Source organism: Castellaniella sp., assembly GCF_049671645.1.
Taxonomy (GTDB): Bacteria; Pseudomonadota; Gammaproteobacteria; order Burkholderiales; family Burkholderiaceae_B; genus Castellaniella.
The window spans coordinates 127,678-140,945 of record NZ_JBATVG010000019.1 but is presented as its reverse complement, the minus strand read 5'-3'; the positions used below and the strand labels follow the sequence as shown (position 1 = coordinate 140,945).

Below are 13,268 nucleotides of genomic sequence, written 5' to 3'. Positions count from 1 at the left end.
TCGCCGCGTTGGCATTATTTCTTTGCGGCGTCCGCCCGCCACGAGAACACCAGATGCTTCGATCCTTTGCCGGCGATCGTCACGTCCCGGGTTTCGGTCTGTTGTTGATAGGTGGCCTTGACCTGATATCTGCCGTCCGGCAGCCTGGCCAGCAGGTAAGGACCCTGCGCCGTGGTGTCCAGCACCGGCTTGCCATGCGCGTCGGCGATGGCGACCTTCACGTCGGCCACATAGTCGCCCTTGCCTTGCGCCATCTGGTCGAACGTCATGGACAGCGGGAATTTCGCCATTGCTTCTTTGAATGACGTGGATTCGTCGATTCCGATCCCGCCGCTGACGTATGCGACGCTGCCCTGGTGCTGCAGGGCGGGCAGGGCGGCCCAGGCCGGCGTCAGAAAGCCGGCGCCGGCCAGCACCAGTCCGGCCAGGGCCGCCGTGCGGGTCAGGCGAAGATTTGCATGTGTGGCAGAGTTGAGTTGCATGATGCGCTCCTTGAGTAAGCCCCCGATGGGACGGCCTCAGCGGTCGTTCCGGCCTTGACGAGAATGGCCTTCACCCCGGTTTCCCGGGCGTTCGGCGCCTTGTCGTTCCTGGCGTGCCGGGGCTTCGGCACGCGGCGGCCTGAATTCCTGCGATCTGATGTCCTGGCGGGGGCGCTCGGGGGCTGCCGCCGGGCGCGCATCCATGCGGGGGCGTTCCGGCGCTCCGTTGAATTGCGGCGCGGCGCGGGCGGCTTCGGGCGGCCGGCCCTGCTGTTCGCGGCGACTGCGCCCCTCGTTCATCGAGGGACCCGGATTTTCCGGGCGCGGGGCCGTCGCCCTGTCCGGGGCCGCTTGCGGCCTGCCGCCTTGGCGGGGCGCGGGCTCCTGGTGCGCGGGCGTGCCGACGCGCGTCCGCGGCTCACCTGTCTGCCGGCTCGCGGGCGACGAGTCCGGGCGCTGCGAGCCATGTGGCGGGGCGGCGGAATCGCGCCGTCCGGACGTCATGGGCGGCAACGTCTGGTGGCGCTGCGCCGCGTAGGCGCGCTGTTCGGTGCTCGGGGCCGCTTGCCGGCCGCCCCGGCCGCCGTTATAGCTGACGCGGTCGTTGCGTGTGTTGTGGATGACGGTCTTGTCCACGTAGACGTTCCGGACGTTGGTGATGTTCACGTTGGTTACAGCCCGGTTGTAGTAGAAATGGTCGCCCCGCCATCCGCCGCCGACATATCCGACGCCGAAGTAGCCGAAACCGTAGTTGATGCCGCCATAAAAACCGACCTGAGGCCCCCAATACCCGCCGTGCCAGCGGTAGTAGCCGTCCGACCAGCCCCACCAGCCGGGCGTCCACAGCATGCCCACGGCAGGCGGCATCAGCCAGACGCCGTCCACCCAGTAATAGCCATCCGGCCCCCAGGCCCAGTAGCCCGGGGTCCAGATGTAGCCGGGAGCCGGGGCGACGGGCTGCGTGTAGACCGGCAAAGCGGGCGGGGCGATGGTGACGCCGATGCCGATGCTGACGCCCGCTTGGGCGGCGATGGGCGCCGTCAGAGCAGGCGCGCCCAGCAACGCCGCGAGTATCGCAAGGCGCGCGGCGCGCCCTTTGGCGTGTGAGTGGCGGCGTATGGCGGCCGTGGCCGGGCTCTTGCTGTTGTCCATGATGTCCTCCGCGCAAAGCGGATGCTGATATGACAGGGATGGTAGGGCTTAGTTCCGCAGCCAGGATGGAGACAGCCTTTCAATGTGTGTGAGTCGCTGCCTTTTGTATCGGGTCCTTCCGGGGATGGCGTGCTCGGCAGGACACACCTTTACAAAACGACGCGGCCTGTGCTGGGATAGGGCTTTCGCGCATGGCGCCGCGTTCATGGAGGAACCGATGTCCGGACAGCAGACCGACACCCGCCGCCTGTTCTTCGCCCTCTGGCCCGATGCGGGCACGGTGACGGAACTGACCGGCTGGGCCCGGGCGGCCCATGACGTCTGCGGCGGGCGCAGGATGCGGGCCGATACCCTGCACCTGACGCTGGCGTTTCTGGGGGATGTGGCGGCCAGCCGGATTCCGGAGCTGGTGGCGTTGTCGCGCGCGCCGCGCGGGCCCGTCGGGCCGTTGACCCTGGATCATTTCGGGCGTTTCCGGGGCCCGCGCATCGTCTGGGCCGGACCCTTGACCCCTGCGCCGTGGCTGGCCGCCCTGCATCGGTCCTTGTGGCGGGATTTGGCGCGACTGGGTTTTCCCCAGCCCGCGGAGCCGTTTCGCCCTCACGTGTCGCTGCTGCGCCACGCCGGCGATGGCGATCTGTCGCTCATCCCGCCAAGGCGGCCGATCACCTGGAGCGACCATCGCCTGGTCCTGGTGGCCTCGGCACCGCGCGAGACGGGGTCGTATTACCAGGTCCTGGGAGAAAGCCTTCCGAGTCATGTTTGAGTCATTCAGGTCCGCTGTGATCGTCCTGCGGACCGATACGCCATGACGACGGGTTCAATCGCCCTCGCGCGCGCCGGTTCCCGGCCGTGCGTTTGCCGCGAAAATTCCAGGCGTGGAGCCCGTATGCTCCCGGAATGTGGCAATGAAAGAGGATAGGCTGTCGTAGCCGCAGGCCAGGGCGACGTCGGTGATCCTGTCGCCGCGTTCAAGCAGGGGCAGGGCGTGCACGAGGCGCGCGCGCTGACGCCAGAGCCTGAAGCCGAGGCCGGTCTGGCGCTGGAATATCCGTGTCAGTGTTCTCGCGGACACCCCCAGCCTGGAGCCCAGCGTCGGCAGATCCAGGTCCGTAGCCGGATCATTCTGCAGTTGCCGGCAGATCGCGCCTAGCCTGGCATCGGTCGGCCAGGGCAGGATGAGTCCGACTTCCGGCGCCTTCGTGAGCCGGTCGACCAGAACCTGCGCCAGCCTGCCATCGGCCCCGCTTTCGTCGTAGTCGCTGGGTAATGTGGCAAATTCCCGGATGAGTTCGTGCAGCAGCGGGGAAATGGCCAGTACGCGAAAGTCGGGCCAGTCGAGGCCCAGGGCGCCGCCGTCCAGGTACAGGCTGCGGATGATGGCCTGCGGCGATTGGTGAACCTGGTGCCTGGCGTGGGCGGGAATCCAGACCGCCCGGTGCGGAAGCGCGATGAAATGCGCCTTGGGAGTCCATACCTGAAGATGACCCTGTATGGCGTAGGATAGTTGGGCCCAGCGGTGATGGTGGGGGTGGGCGCGAACGATGTTGGGGTGCTGGTCCGCGCTGCCGTAGAGGGGCCGCGGCAGCGCCCGGAGGGGCGTCCGAGGCGGGTGTCCCGACACGGTTTCGAGTGGTTTTTTGTCGCTTTGGAAATGTTTCATGGTCATTTAGCGCCAGACGCATGTTCATTTGCAGTTTAAGCTGAATCCGCCTGTCCTGTAACTGCTGCGAGATCAACGGCATGTCCACCAAATTACGCTTACTTTTCGATCGGTTCACCCTGACCCTCGTGGCGGTCGTGGCGGCCGCTACCTTGTTGCCCGCGCATGGACAGGGGGCGGAGTTCTTCAAGCACCTGACTTCGGCCGCGATTGCCTTGTTGTTCTTCATGCACGGCGCCAAGCTGTCCCGACAGGCCATTCTGGCGGGGGTGACGCACTGGCGTTTGCACATCGTCGTGTTTACCTGGACCTTCGTGATTTTTCCGATCCTGGGGTGGGCTTTACGTCCCGTGCTGGTGCCGCTGCTGGGCATGCCGCTTTATATCGGAGTGCTGTACCTGTGCGTGTTGCCGGGCACCGTGCAGTCGGCGATTGCCTTCACTTCGATCGCGCGGGGCAATATTCCGGCCGCCGTCTGCGCGGCGTCGGCTTCCAGCATCCTGGGGATCGTGATTACGCCATTGCTGCTGCAGCTCTTGCTGACGGCTGACACCTCGGCGCTGGGCTCGGGCTCTTTGCTGCAGTCCATCGGGCGGATCAGCCTGGAGATCCTGCTGCCCTTTGTCCTGGGCCATCTGGCGCGGCCCTGGATCGGCCAATGGATGGACGGGCATCGTCGCCTTGTTCGCAATGTCGACCAAAGTTCGATTCTCCTGGTGGTGTACACCGCTTTCAGTGAGTCGGTCATTGGCGGCTTGTGGCATCAGGTGGACACAGTCTCCCTGGTGCTGCTGGTCGCGGTCTGCGCGGCGCTGCTGGCTTTTGTATTGTGCTTGAATACGTGGTCGACACGGCGCATGGGGTTTCAGCGCGAAGATGAGATCACGATTGTCTTCTGCGGTTCGAAAAAGAGCCTGGCCACAGGGGTTCCGATGGCGGGGGTGCTGTTCAGCGCCGGCGCGATCGGCCCGGTGTTGCTGCCCCTCATGATCTTCCACCAGATCCAGCTGATGGTGTGCGCTGTGTTGGCCCAGAATTACCTGCGCCAAAGCGAACGCGAAGCGCCCGGGCTGGGGAGCGCGCCTGCCCGGGCCGGACGCTGATGCCCCTGTCGTGAGTTGTCCTCAGGGATAGTCCCGATGCGCTTTCATTAAAACGGTATACAATATCCAGAAATCAGCATTCTTGTCGTGAGATCGATTTCATGGTGAAAGTTACATTCCACAAAGGTGGGCAGGTTTATCGGGGCGAAGTGCAGGAAAACACCAATCTGGTCGTTCGCGCCGGCATCCGACAGTTTCCCCACCCCAACCTCGCCTATCAGTGCGGCATGGGCAAATGCGCCACGTGCGCTTGCAAGATCCTGGACGGAGCGGAGCATCTGCCGATTCCGAACTGGAAGGAGAAAAAGCAGCTCGGGGGGCTGCTGGACGAAGGCTACCGGCTGGTATGTCAGCTATGGCTGACGCATGACGTTGAACTGACCCAGGATGTCGAGCCCGTTCATCATCGTGTCGGCGCCCCTTCCTAGTCTTGGAGAATGCTCATGTATGTCATATTGACCAGCAAGCCTGGCCTGTATACCTCGACGCTGGAGGCTGAGGACGCCGTGGTGGAGACCTATCAATATTTGTTCTATGGCCGCTGCAAGGCCGTGTTTCAGATCGCGCGCCTGGAGTCGGACAAGAAGGTGCGGATCGTCGAAGACGAACCGCCGCATGTCCGTAATGTCGTGTCGACCAAATTTCTCGAACATTTCGAGACGCTGGATCAGGCCCGCGCGGAACTGAATCATCTGGTCCGCTTTGGCGGCCTGGATGCGGTGCTGCAGCGCTGCCAGACCTCTGAAGCCGCTGTTTGAGGGGGGGCGGTGCGATGGTGACGATTACATTTCTGAATGGCGGCGCGAAGTCCGTGCAGGCGCCGGACAATAGCAACCTGCTGCGCATATCCATCCGCGAGAAAGGCGGAATCCCGTTCAAGTGCGGCGGAGGGCTGTGCGGCACCTGCAAATGCCTCATCGAGGAAGGGCAGGAAAATACCGACAACATCAAGCCCAAGGAGCGGCGGCACCTGAAGCCGGAAGACTTCGAGGCCGGCTACCGGATGGCGTGCCAGACCTTTGTGACGGGCGACATCAAGGTTTCCTGGTAACCCATCGTCAATCGGGGACTACCGCGCCCATTGCGGGGGCACCCCGCCGCGTTCCTCGACGTAGGCGCGTGCCGCGTTATGCACGTGCTGGGTGGCCAAGAGGCCCGCGAGTTCGACGTTTCCGGCAATGACGGCGCGCAGGATCTGCGCGTGGTCCGCCCAGTTCTCCTTGACTCTGCGCATGTTGCTCGGGGCGAACACCAGGGCGGTGCGGTCGCGGAGTGAATTCATCAGGTCCATGAGCACCGGATTCCCCGTGACGGTGGCCAGTGTTTCGTGGAATATGCGGTTCAGGTGGCGGCAGGCGTCCGTGTCCTCGCGTTCGGCCGCCTGCATCCCTTCTTCCAGGATGAGCTGGAGTTCCGCGATCGCGGCATCGTCGCGCCGTTCGGCCGCCAGGCGGGCGTTCAGGCCCTCGAGCGCCGCGCGGACCTCCACCATGTTGTAGGCGAGTTCGTCGGACAGGATGGCGACGGAGGCCCCCCTGCGGGGCTCGATCGTGACCAGCCCTTCCGCGGCGAGCGCCCTCAGGGCTTCGCGGATGGGGATTCTGGATACGGCCATTTCGTCGGACAGGCGGCTTTCGACCAGGCGTGCGCCCGGCCTGAATTCCCCTTGCAGTATCCGGTCGCGCAGCTTGTCGCGGATGACGGCGAAAAGCGGCGAATACTGTTCGCCGATCTTCAGTGAGTCACCCCCCCGGGTGTTGCCATGCGCGTAGTTGTTCAATTTCATTGTGGTCGTGCTCATGGTCCTGCTCTCGACGCTTCTTGGACAATTTCTTAGTATACAAGTCCCCGAACGTGCGGCTGAGGGAAGATGCGTGAGGCTTTGCGTCGGTTTGCGATCAATGCCAGAGCGTTTTGGCGATCAGACCCACGGCGCTGAGCGCGCAGAAAGTCAGCAGCCCGTAGCGCAGCGCAGGGCCGCTGACGGAGTAGCGCGCCTTGTTGGACAGCCGGAAGCCGAAGAGCAGAAAGGGAATCAGACTGGCGCTCAGCAGGACGTCGCGCAGCCCGTAGTGGCCAGCGACGGCGAGTGCCGCGAGCGACACGGTGGCGCCGCACGCAAGAATGGCGCCTATCGTGGCGCGGATGGTCGCCGGCGCGCTGTGCTGCATGACGATCGCCAGGGGCGGAGAGCCGACGGAGGTCAGGGTGCCCATGATGCCGGAGATCAGGCCGGCGATACTGGCGTTGGACGGGGTGACTCTGAGCTTCAGGCCTGACGCGCTCAGGATGACCGCCATCAGGATGAGGCCCGCGAAGACCAGACCCATGGCCCGGGGAGCCAGCTGGCTCAGCGCGAAGACGGCGATCAGGGCGCCGATGACCCGCCCCCCAAGCGCAAAGGATGCCGGCTGCCAGGCAATGTGCTGCCGCTCCCGCAGCGCGGTCAGCAGGGTGGCCATGCCGCCCAGAGTGAGCAAGGGGCCGGGGACCAGCTCGGGACTGACGATCAGGGCGATGGGGGCTGCGAACATGGTGAACCCGACGCCGCCGATGCCTTGCAGGAATGCCGAGCCGACAATCAGGAATGCCATCAGCGCGTAGACCCATGGATCGGTGAAAGGCAGCAGATCGAGAGATGTCATGAGGCTTCCGGAAGATAAAGGGCTACGAATGGATTCTGTATACTGTTTTGCGTGGCTTACTATGATAGCAAGTCCTTGCGGAAAGCCGTGACATCCAGATCGCCGCTGGACGAAAAGTCCGTGATTTCCCTGATTTGTCCTATGAGATCCAATGAATTTCTTGTTTTAGGCCTGAAAGTTTAGGGAAAACCCCGCGTACAAACCTATAGGCTTCAAGAATATAATATAAAGTATACAGGATACGGAATAGGTCATCGTACCCTGATCTCCACGGTCGGATCATTCATCTCTGCAATTTCCATCCTTGAATCCTTATTTCGGGATTCGCCTACGAGGGGAGGCTCATGGGTTCAGAAGTCACACTCAACCTGTCGCATTGGCTATATCTGGCCAGTGTGGTGGTCATCATTGTCACAATGATCTTTCGTGCCAACGTGGTTGTACCGGCAGTGATCGGTACGTTTCTCGTTGTCACGTCGTTGACAGGCAATCCCGTCAATGGGTTCATCGGCATTTTCTCGGCCAGTTTCGTGGCGGCGCGCGAACTGTTCAATATCTTCCTGGTCATTACCTTCATGACGGCGCTGCTGAGCGCATTGAAGGCGACCGGGGCCGATGTGCTGATGGTCAAGCCTTTTCAAAAAGTCATGCGAGGCGGCTTGTCGTCCTACATCGTCATCGCGGTGGTGACGTATCTGTTTTCCCTGTTTTTCTGGCCCACGCCTGCGGTGCCTCTGGTTTCGGCGGTCCTGTTGCCGGCAGCGATCGCGGCCGGGCTGCCCCCGCTGACCGGCGCGATGGTGATTGCGATCGCGGGCCAGGGGATGGCGCTGTCGTCCGACTACATCATTGGCGTGGCGCCTGGAATCAGCGCCAAGGCGGCAGGGGCGGCCGTCAGTGCGCAAGCCGTCGCCGACAAGGCGCTGGTGTTGTCGCTGATCACCGGCGTGGTGGCGCTGGTGCTGGCCTATCTGTTCACCCGCAAAAGCATTTGCAAGCCGGATCCCGCCTTGCTGGAAGAGTGGCAGTCCAGGGCGGGTGACGGCGGGCTCGGTCAGGTCGAGCGCGCAGGTACCTTTGACAAGGCCGAAATGGCGCACAGCGCGGAAGCTCCTGAAGAGGACGTGCCCGCCGCTTCGCGCGCCAGGGCGCATCTGAAAAAGTGCGCCCGGACCTTTGCCGTGGTGACGCCGCTGGCGTTTCTGGGGGTCATCCTGGTGTTGGTGCTGCCCTCGGTCTACCCCTCGCTGCCCGCCTTGCGGGGCGGGGATGCCGCCGGGTTGGTCGGCGGGGTCGGTTTCGTATTGATGATGCTGGCCTGTCTGATGTTTGTCGGTCCGCGCAGGATGCTGGACCTTTGCCCTGACTACATGACCGATGGGTTCGTGTTCGCCTTCAAGGCCATGGGGTCGGTGCTCCCGATCGCGGGTTTCTTCTTCCTGGGCACCAGCGATGCGACGGCGCAGATTCTGGGCATCGCGGCCGACAAGGCGCCCAGCCTGCTCTTTGAGCTGATTGCGGCGGGGCAGCACTATATCCCCAACAACACTTTCATGATGTCTTTCGGGGAACTGGTCGTCGGGATGGTCACGGGGATCGATGGCTCCGGATTCTCCGGACTGCCGCTGACGGGCTCTCTGGCCGGCGCGATCGGCCCGGTGATCGGGATGGATCCGGCGACGCTGGCAGCCATCGGTCAGATGGGCGCGATCTGGACGGGCGGCGGCACCCTGATTGCCTGGTCATCGCTGATCGCGGTGGCGGGGTTCGCGCGCGTGTCAGTGCTGGACCTCGTCCGGGGGCTGACGCTGCCAGTGCTGGCCGCCCTCGCGGTGTCGACCATGTACGCCTCCATCTGGATGGTCTAGAGAACTGCCCACGAGAGGGAGCGCCGTTCCCGATGTGAACGCGCTTCCTCCTTCCGGCATGTACGCCATGATGCTTTCGGGATCGAACGATGTCTTCCTTGCCTGTGTCTCAGGGTCATTACAGTATTGCCTCCAGGATTGGCGCCACCATATTCACCGCCGGGATGACTCCGCGAAATAACGGAACCCTGTTGATGAAAGGCAAGGTGTCGATGCAGCGCCCGATCCAGGATTATCGGGAGTCGGTCGAACTGGCCGTCGATAATGCGTTGCGCGCCGCGGCCAGCCAGCTGCATGAGGGAGAGACGATCTCCCGGGTCGCCAATATGGTCGTGTATGTCGCGGCGGAAGAGGCCTACGAGGCGCATTCAAAAATCGCCGACTTCGCGTCCGACCGCCTGTTCGCCGTTCTGGGCGCTTCAGGCATCGGCAGCCGGACCGCGGTGGGGGTGCATTCCCTGCCGGGCGGCGCCCCCGTCGAGATCTCCCTGGTGGTGTCCGCCCAGGACCCGTAATGCCAGGCGCCTGATCGGCATCGTGCATCACTGATTATCCGATGAATGTCCTTCCGTGCGCAGTGCTTCGGCCTGCGTATGGGCAGGTTTTTTCAATCGAAAACCATGGGAGGCGATTTCAGATGCTGTCTTGAAAAAAGTGCGGGTGCGCAGGCCGGGCCGTATGGAGAGGCTGGAGCGGCCGGGCTGCGGGAAATGTGCCGCATGTCATTGTCCAACTGACGCCCTGGTTCATGGGAAGCGGGAGCGCAGCAACCTATAAATAAGATGGAGACTCGAAATATCATGAAGAGGGAAGCTCTTATTCTGTCACTGATCGGCGGCTTCGCAGTCGCGGGTATCGCGCACGCGGAAACGTCCGTGACCCTGTATGGCGTCGTCGATACCGGCTATGGCTTCAGCCAGCGGAAACTCAATAAAGCAGGCATCGATTATTCGAGCACTGCTTCCGGTCTGCACGACAGCTATCTGGCGGGCAGCCGATTCGGCTTTCAAGGGGTCGAGGACCTGGGGGATGGCCTGCGCGCCTTCTTCGTGCTGGAATCCGGCATCAACCCGAGCGATGGGACGACCGTCACCGACCGGGTGTTCCACCGCGAGTCCAACGTCGGTCTTTCCAGCGATTATTGGGGGACGTTCGCGATGGGACGCCAATATAACCTCGCGGATCCGTTTTTCGGCATCAACAGCACCACGTCCATGGGCGATATCGATAAAACCTTCGGCGCGGCATCCGTGCGCGTGGACAATATGTTCCGGTACCTGACGCCCAATTTTTCAGGCTTCCAGGCGGGTGTCGGCTATGCCGCCAATGGGACGATCGTGCGCAACAATCAGGATCCCGACACATACAACAGGGATCGTGATAGCTACCTTTCCCTGGGGATGCAGTATACGGATCAGGCGATCCATGCGGTCGCCACTTATGATCGGGCCGGCACGGGGAAATCGGAACATGCGGCGACCAGCTGGGCATTGGTTGGATCGTATGATTTCGGTCCGGCGAAGCTGGCGCTGGGATATGGGCAGGACCGGTACGCAAAACTCAACGGCGTGGGAGCCTTTGGGGACAGTGCCCTGTTCGCACAGGTTTTTGCGAAGGCGGGTTCGACGATCACGGACTATGACGAATTCCTGATGTCGCATGACTTCAAAGCCAGTAATTACTATGTCGGCCTGTCCGTGCCTTTCGGGGGCGGTACGGCCGGGTTCGCCTGGGCGCGCACCGCATCCAACCTGGACGATGGGGACAAGCTGGGCGATTATGCAGGCGATCAGAGCATATACAGCGCGCGGTATGTGTATCCGCTTTCGAAGCGCACCAGCGTGTACGTCTATGGGTCGTACGGTACGAACATCGCCTACATCGACGGGTTGAAGGCGACCGAGGCGGGGCTGGGCTTGAACCATAGCTTCTGACCAGTTCGCAGGGGTGGGGATCGTCGTCGGAGTATAGGAGTCACGTGATGAGCGGAAATCAGCGGAAATCGGGCGCTATGGTGTCCACCGGCAATCCCCTGGCGGCGCAGGCCGCCAGGGATGTGCTGGAGGGCGGCGGTTCGGCGGTGGATGCCGCCATTGCGGCCGATGCGGTCATGGGGGTCGTGGAACCCATGGCGACGAGCATCGGCGGCGACTTGCTGGCGATGATCCATCAGGACGGGCAACCCGTGCTCAGCTATAACGGTACCGGGCGCGCGCCGCTGGCCCTGGATGAGGCCATGGTGCGCGCATTGCCCGGCGCCCGGATTCCCGAGCGCCACCCCCTGTCGGTGACCACGCCGGGCGCTGTACGAGGTTGGTGGGATCTGCACCGACGCTTCGGGCGCCTGGCGTGGCGTGATGTGTTCGGTCCTGCGATTCGTCATGCGCGCCAAGGGTTTCCCGTGGCCAAGGTTGCTGCGCACGAGTGGGCGATCTTCGACTTCGTGCTACGCGAAGATCCCGTTTGCGCCCGGATGTTTCGCGCAGGGCGTCCGCCGGCGCCGGGGGATGCCTTTCGAAATCCCGAACTGGCCGACACGTTGGAGCATATCGCCGCGGACGGACCCGACTATTTTTATCGCGGGCCGGTTGCCGAGGACGCCTCACGGGCGGTGCAGCGGATGGGAGGTGTGCTGGCGCCCGAGGATTTCGAACGGCATGCCGGTGATTTCGTGACCCCTTTGTCCTTGGAATTCCACGGAGCCCGGATTCACGAATGTCCCCCCAATACGCATGGCGTCGCGATTCTCGATGCGCTGGCGGCTGTCCAGGATCATGGCGGCGCCGCGGAGGATCCGGATACTTGGGTGCACATGGTCCGATCCACGGCATCCGCGATGGCGGCGGCCAAGCGGACAGTCGCCGATCCTGCCGGCAACACGGTCTGCACGGTCGTGGTGGATGGAGAAGGCCTGGCGATCACGCTCATGTCCAGCGTCTTCAAGCGCTTCGGTTCCGGCATCGCAGTGCCGGGGGGCGGGTTCTGCATGCAGAACCGTGGTTTTGGCTTTTCCGAACCGGGTCATATCAATGGCCCCGCGCCCGCCAAGCGGCCCTACCATACGGTGGTGCCGGGGATGACCACGCGGGATGGCGAGTTTCTTCTGGGCATGGGGGTCGTAGGCGGCCTGATGCAGCCCCAGGGACAGATCCAGATACTGACGCGGGTGCTGGCCTGGGGGTGGGATATCCAGGATGCCCTGAACGCCCCGCGTTGGCGGCTTGAAGCGGGGGACACTCTGGCGATCGAGAAAGGCTTTCCGGATGACCTGGCGCGCGCTCTGCGGGCGTCTGGCTACGGGGAACCCCACGCGGCGGCTGGCGAATTGGCCGGTCGCAGCGACTTCGGAGGTGCGCATGCGATCTTTCGCGCCCCGGCGGGGAACCTGCAGGGCGCGGCGGATCCGAGGAAGGACGGTCAGTGGCTGAGCGCCCTCAGGCCTCGATAATTCAAGATTCAAAATTTCGGGGATAACCCTTATTTTCTTCAATGGTATACGGTATACAATAGTCTGTACGTACCGTCCGATCCGCACGCGCAGTATGCGGATTTCCTGGGCGAGGTCTTATGACCACCTACTTTTGTGCTGTGTTTTGATACGGGAATGGAAATGGCTACATTGATGAACCAAGATGAATTCCGCACCGCCCTGGAATTGGCGATCAAGGGTAATAGCGCGAATAAGGCTCCCTTCAGCGTGGCTTGGGCAACCGGCAAACTGAGCCGGGCTCATATGGCGCGTTGGGCCGAAAACCATTATCACTACGTGGGGCCGTTTGCGGATTACCTGGCCTACGTCTATGCGCGCATGCCGGACGACTTCACTGAAGCGAAGGATTTCCTCCTGGCCAATATGTACGAGGAAGAAATCGGCGGCGATCGGCACACCGATCTATTGATCCGATTCGCGGAAGCCTGCGGCACGACGCGCGAGCGCGTCGAAAATCCGGACAACATGTCGCCGACGACGCGCGCCCTGCAGTCCTGGTGCTATTGCGTGGCGATGCGGGAAGACCCCATCGTCGCGGTGGCCGGATTGGTGGTGGGGCTGGAATCCCAGGTGCCCTCGATCTATCGCAAGCAGTCGCCGATCCTGAAGGAAAAGTACGGTTTCACCGACGAAGAAGCGGAATTCTTCGACCTGCACATCGTCTCGGATGAAATCCACGGCGAGCGTGGCTATCAGATCGTCCTGGAGCACGCCAACACGGTGGAGCTGCAGCAGAAGTGCCTGCATATCTGTGAGATCGGCGCAAAGATGCGGTATCTGTACACCACGGCCCTGTACAACGATTACGTGAAGAACGAGATCTCGCTCGAAGAACTGGAAATGGCGGCATAAATCCGCCTGTGCG

General features: G+C 62.8%; 15 protein-coding genes. 10 read left to right on the top strand and 5 right to left on the bottom strand.

Features of this window, described 5'->3' with window-relative positions; all coding sequences use genetic code 11:
* Positions 1–14 precede the first annotated feature (14 nt).
* The gene (locus WBG56_RS09185) at positions 15–482 is read right to left on the bottom strand and encodes a carboxypeptidase regulatory-like domain-containing protein (RefSeq protein ID WP_424267490.1); all 468 of its coding nucleotides are present in this window, start codon (positions 480–482) and stop codon (positions 15–17) included.
* Between the two features lie 36 nt (positions 483–518).
* Entirely contained in the window at positions 519–1,634 is a 1,116-nt protein-coding gene (locus tag WBG56_RS09180) for a hypothetical protein (protein ID WP_424267489.1), read from the bottom strand.
* Between the two features lie 217 nt (positions 1,635–1,851).
* On the opposite strand from WBG56_RS09180, the gene thpR reads away from it, so the two are divergent.
* Positions 1,852–2,400: an RNA 2',3'-cyclic phosphodiesterase gene (gene thpR / locus WBG56_RS09175; protein ID WP_424267487.1), complete on the top strand. Its 549-nt coding sequence runs from the start codon at positions 1,852–1,854 to the stop codon at positions 2,398–2,400.
* 54 nt (positions 2,401–2,454) lie between these two features.
* Here the strand turns inward: thpR and WBG56_RS09170 are convergent, their stop codons facing one another.
* Positions 2,455–3,297, bottom strand: coding sequence for an AraC family transcriptional regulator (locus tag WBG56_RS09170; RefSeq protein WP_424267485.1), 843 nt, complete (start codon positions 3,295–3,297; stop codon positions 2,455–2,457).
* A gap of 80 nt (positions 3,298–3,377) precedes the next feature.
* On the opposite strand from WBG56_RS09170, the gene WBG56_RS09165 reads away from it, so the two are divergent.
* From WBG56_RS09165 to WBG56_RS09150, 4 genes are all read left to right on the top strand, one after another.
* Positions 3,378–4,400: a bile acid:sodium symporter family protein gene (locus WBG56_RS09165; RefSeq protein ID WP_424267483.1), complete on the top strand. Its 1,023-nt coding sequence runs from the start codon at positions 3,378–3,380 to the stop codon at positions 4,398–4,400.
* A 101-nt stretch (positions 4,401–4,501) separates the two neighbouring features.
* Positions 4,502–4,828 (top strand): 2Fe-2S iron-sulfur cluster-binding protein, encoded by a 327-nt coding sequence (locus WBG56_RS09160; RefSeq protein WP_424267481.1) that lies wholly within the window; start codon positions 4,502–4,504, stop codon positions 4,826–4,828.
* Between the two features lie 15 nt (positions 4,829–4,843).
* On the top strand, positions 4,844–5,158 hold the full coding sequence (locus tag WBG56_RS09155; RefSeq protein ID WP_424267478.1) for a ferredoxin: 315 nt from the start codon (positions 4,844–4,846) through the stop codon (positions 5,156–5,158).
* A 14-nt stretch (positions 5,159–5,172) separates the two neighbouring features.
* Entirely contained in the window at positions 5,173–5,451 is a 279-nt protein-coding gene (locus WBG56_RS09150) for a 2Fe-2S iron-sulfur cluster-binding protein (protein ID WP_424267476.1), read from the top strand.
* 18 nt (positions 5,452–5,469) lie between these two features.
* Here the strand turns inward: WBG56_RS09150 and WBG56_RS09145 are convergent, their stop codons facing one another.
* On the bottom strand, positions 5,470–6,186 hold the full coding sequence (locus WBG56_RS09145) for a GntR family transcriptional regulator (protein ID WP_424267858.1): 717 nt from the start codon (positions 6,184–6,186) through the stop codon (positions 5,470–5,472).
* Between the two features lie 112 nt (positions 6,187–6,298).
* Entirely contained in the window at positions 6,299–7,045 is a 747-nt protein-coding gene (locus WBG56_RS09140; RefSeq protein ID WP_424267474.1) for a TSUP family transporter, read from the bottom strand.
* A 344-nt stretch (positions 7,046–7,389) separates the two neighbouring features.
* Between WBG56_RS09140 and WBG56_RS09135 the strand changes: the two genes are divergently transcribed.
* The 5 genes from WBG56_RS09135 to WBG56_RS09115 all read left to right on the top strand — a co-directional run bounded on the left by WBG56_RS09135 (position 7,390) and on the right by WBG56_RS09115 (position 13,255).
* On the top strand, positions 7,390–8,913 hold the full coding sequence (locus WBG56_RS09135; protein ID WP_424267472.1) for a hypothetical protein: 1,524 nt from the start codon (positions 7,390–7,392) through the stop codon (positions 8,911–8,913).
* A gap of 89 nt (positions 8,914–9,002) precedes the next feature.
* Positions 9,003–9,428 (top strand): RidA family protein, encoded by a 426-nt coding sequence (locus tag WBG56_RS09130; protein WP_424267471.1) that lies wholly within the window; start codon positions 9,003–9,005, stop codon positions 9,426–9,428.
* Positions 9,429–9,713: 285 nt separating this feature from the next.
* Positions 9,714–10,847 carry a porin gene (locus WBG56_RS09125; RefSeq protein WP_424267468.1) on the top strand — a complete coding sequence of 378 codons (1,134 nt, stop codon included), beginning with the start codon at positions 9,714–9,716 and terminating at the stop codon, positions 10,845–10,847.
* A 47-nt stretch (positions 10,848–10,894) separates the two neighbouring features.
* Positions 10,895–12,361: a gamma-glutamyltransferase family protein gene (locus WBG56_RS09120; RefSeq protein ID WP_424267466.1), complete on the top strand. Its 1,467-nt coding sequence runs from the start codon at positions 10,895–10,897 to the stop codon at positions 12,359–12,361.
* 162 nt (positions 12,362–12,523) lie between these two features.
* Entirely contained in the window at positions 12,524–13,255 is a 732-nt protein-coding gene (locus tag WBG56_RS09115) for a TenA family transcriptional regulator (protein WP_424267464.1), read from the top strand.
* Positions 13,256–13,268 lie beyond the last annotated feature (13 nt).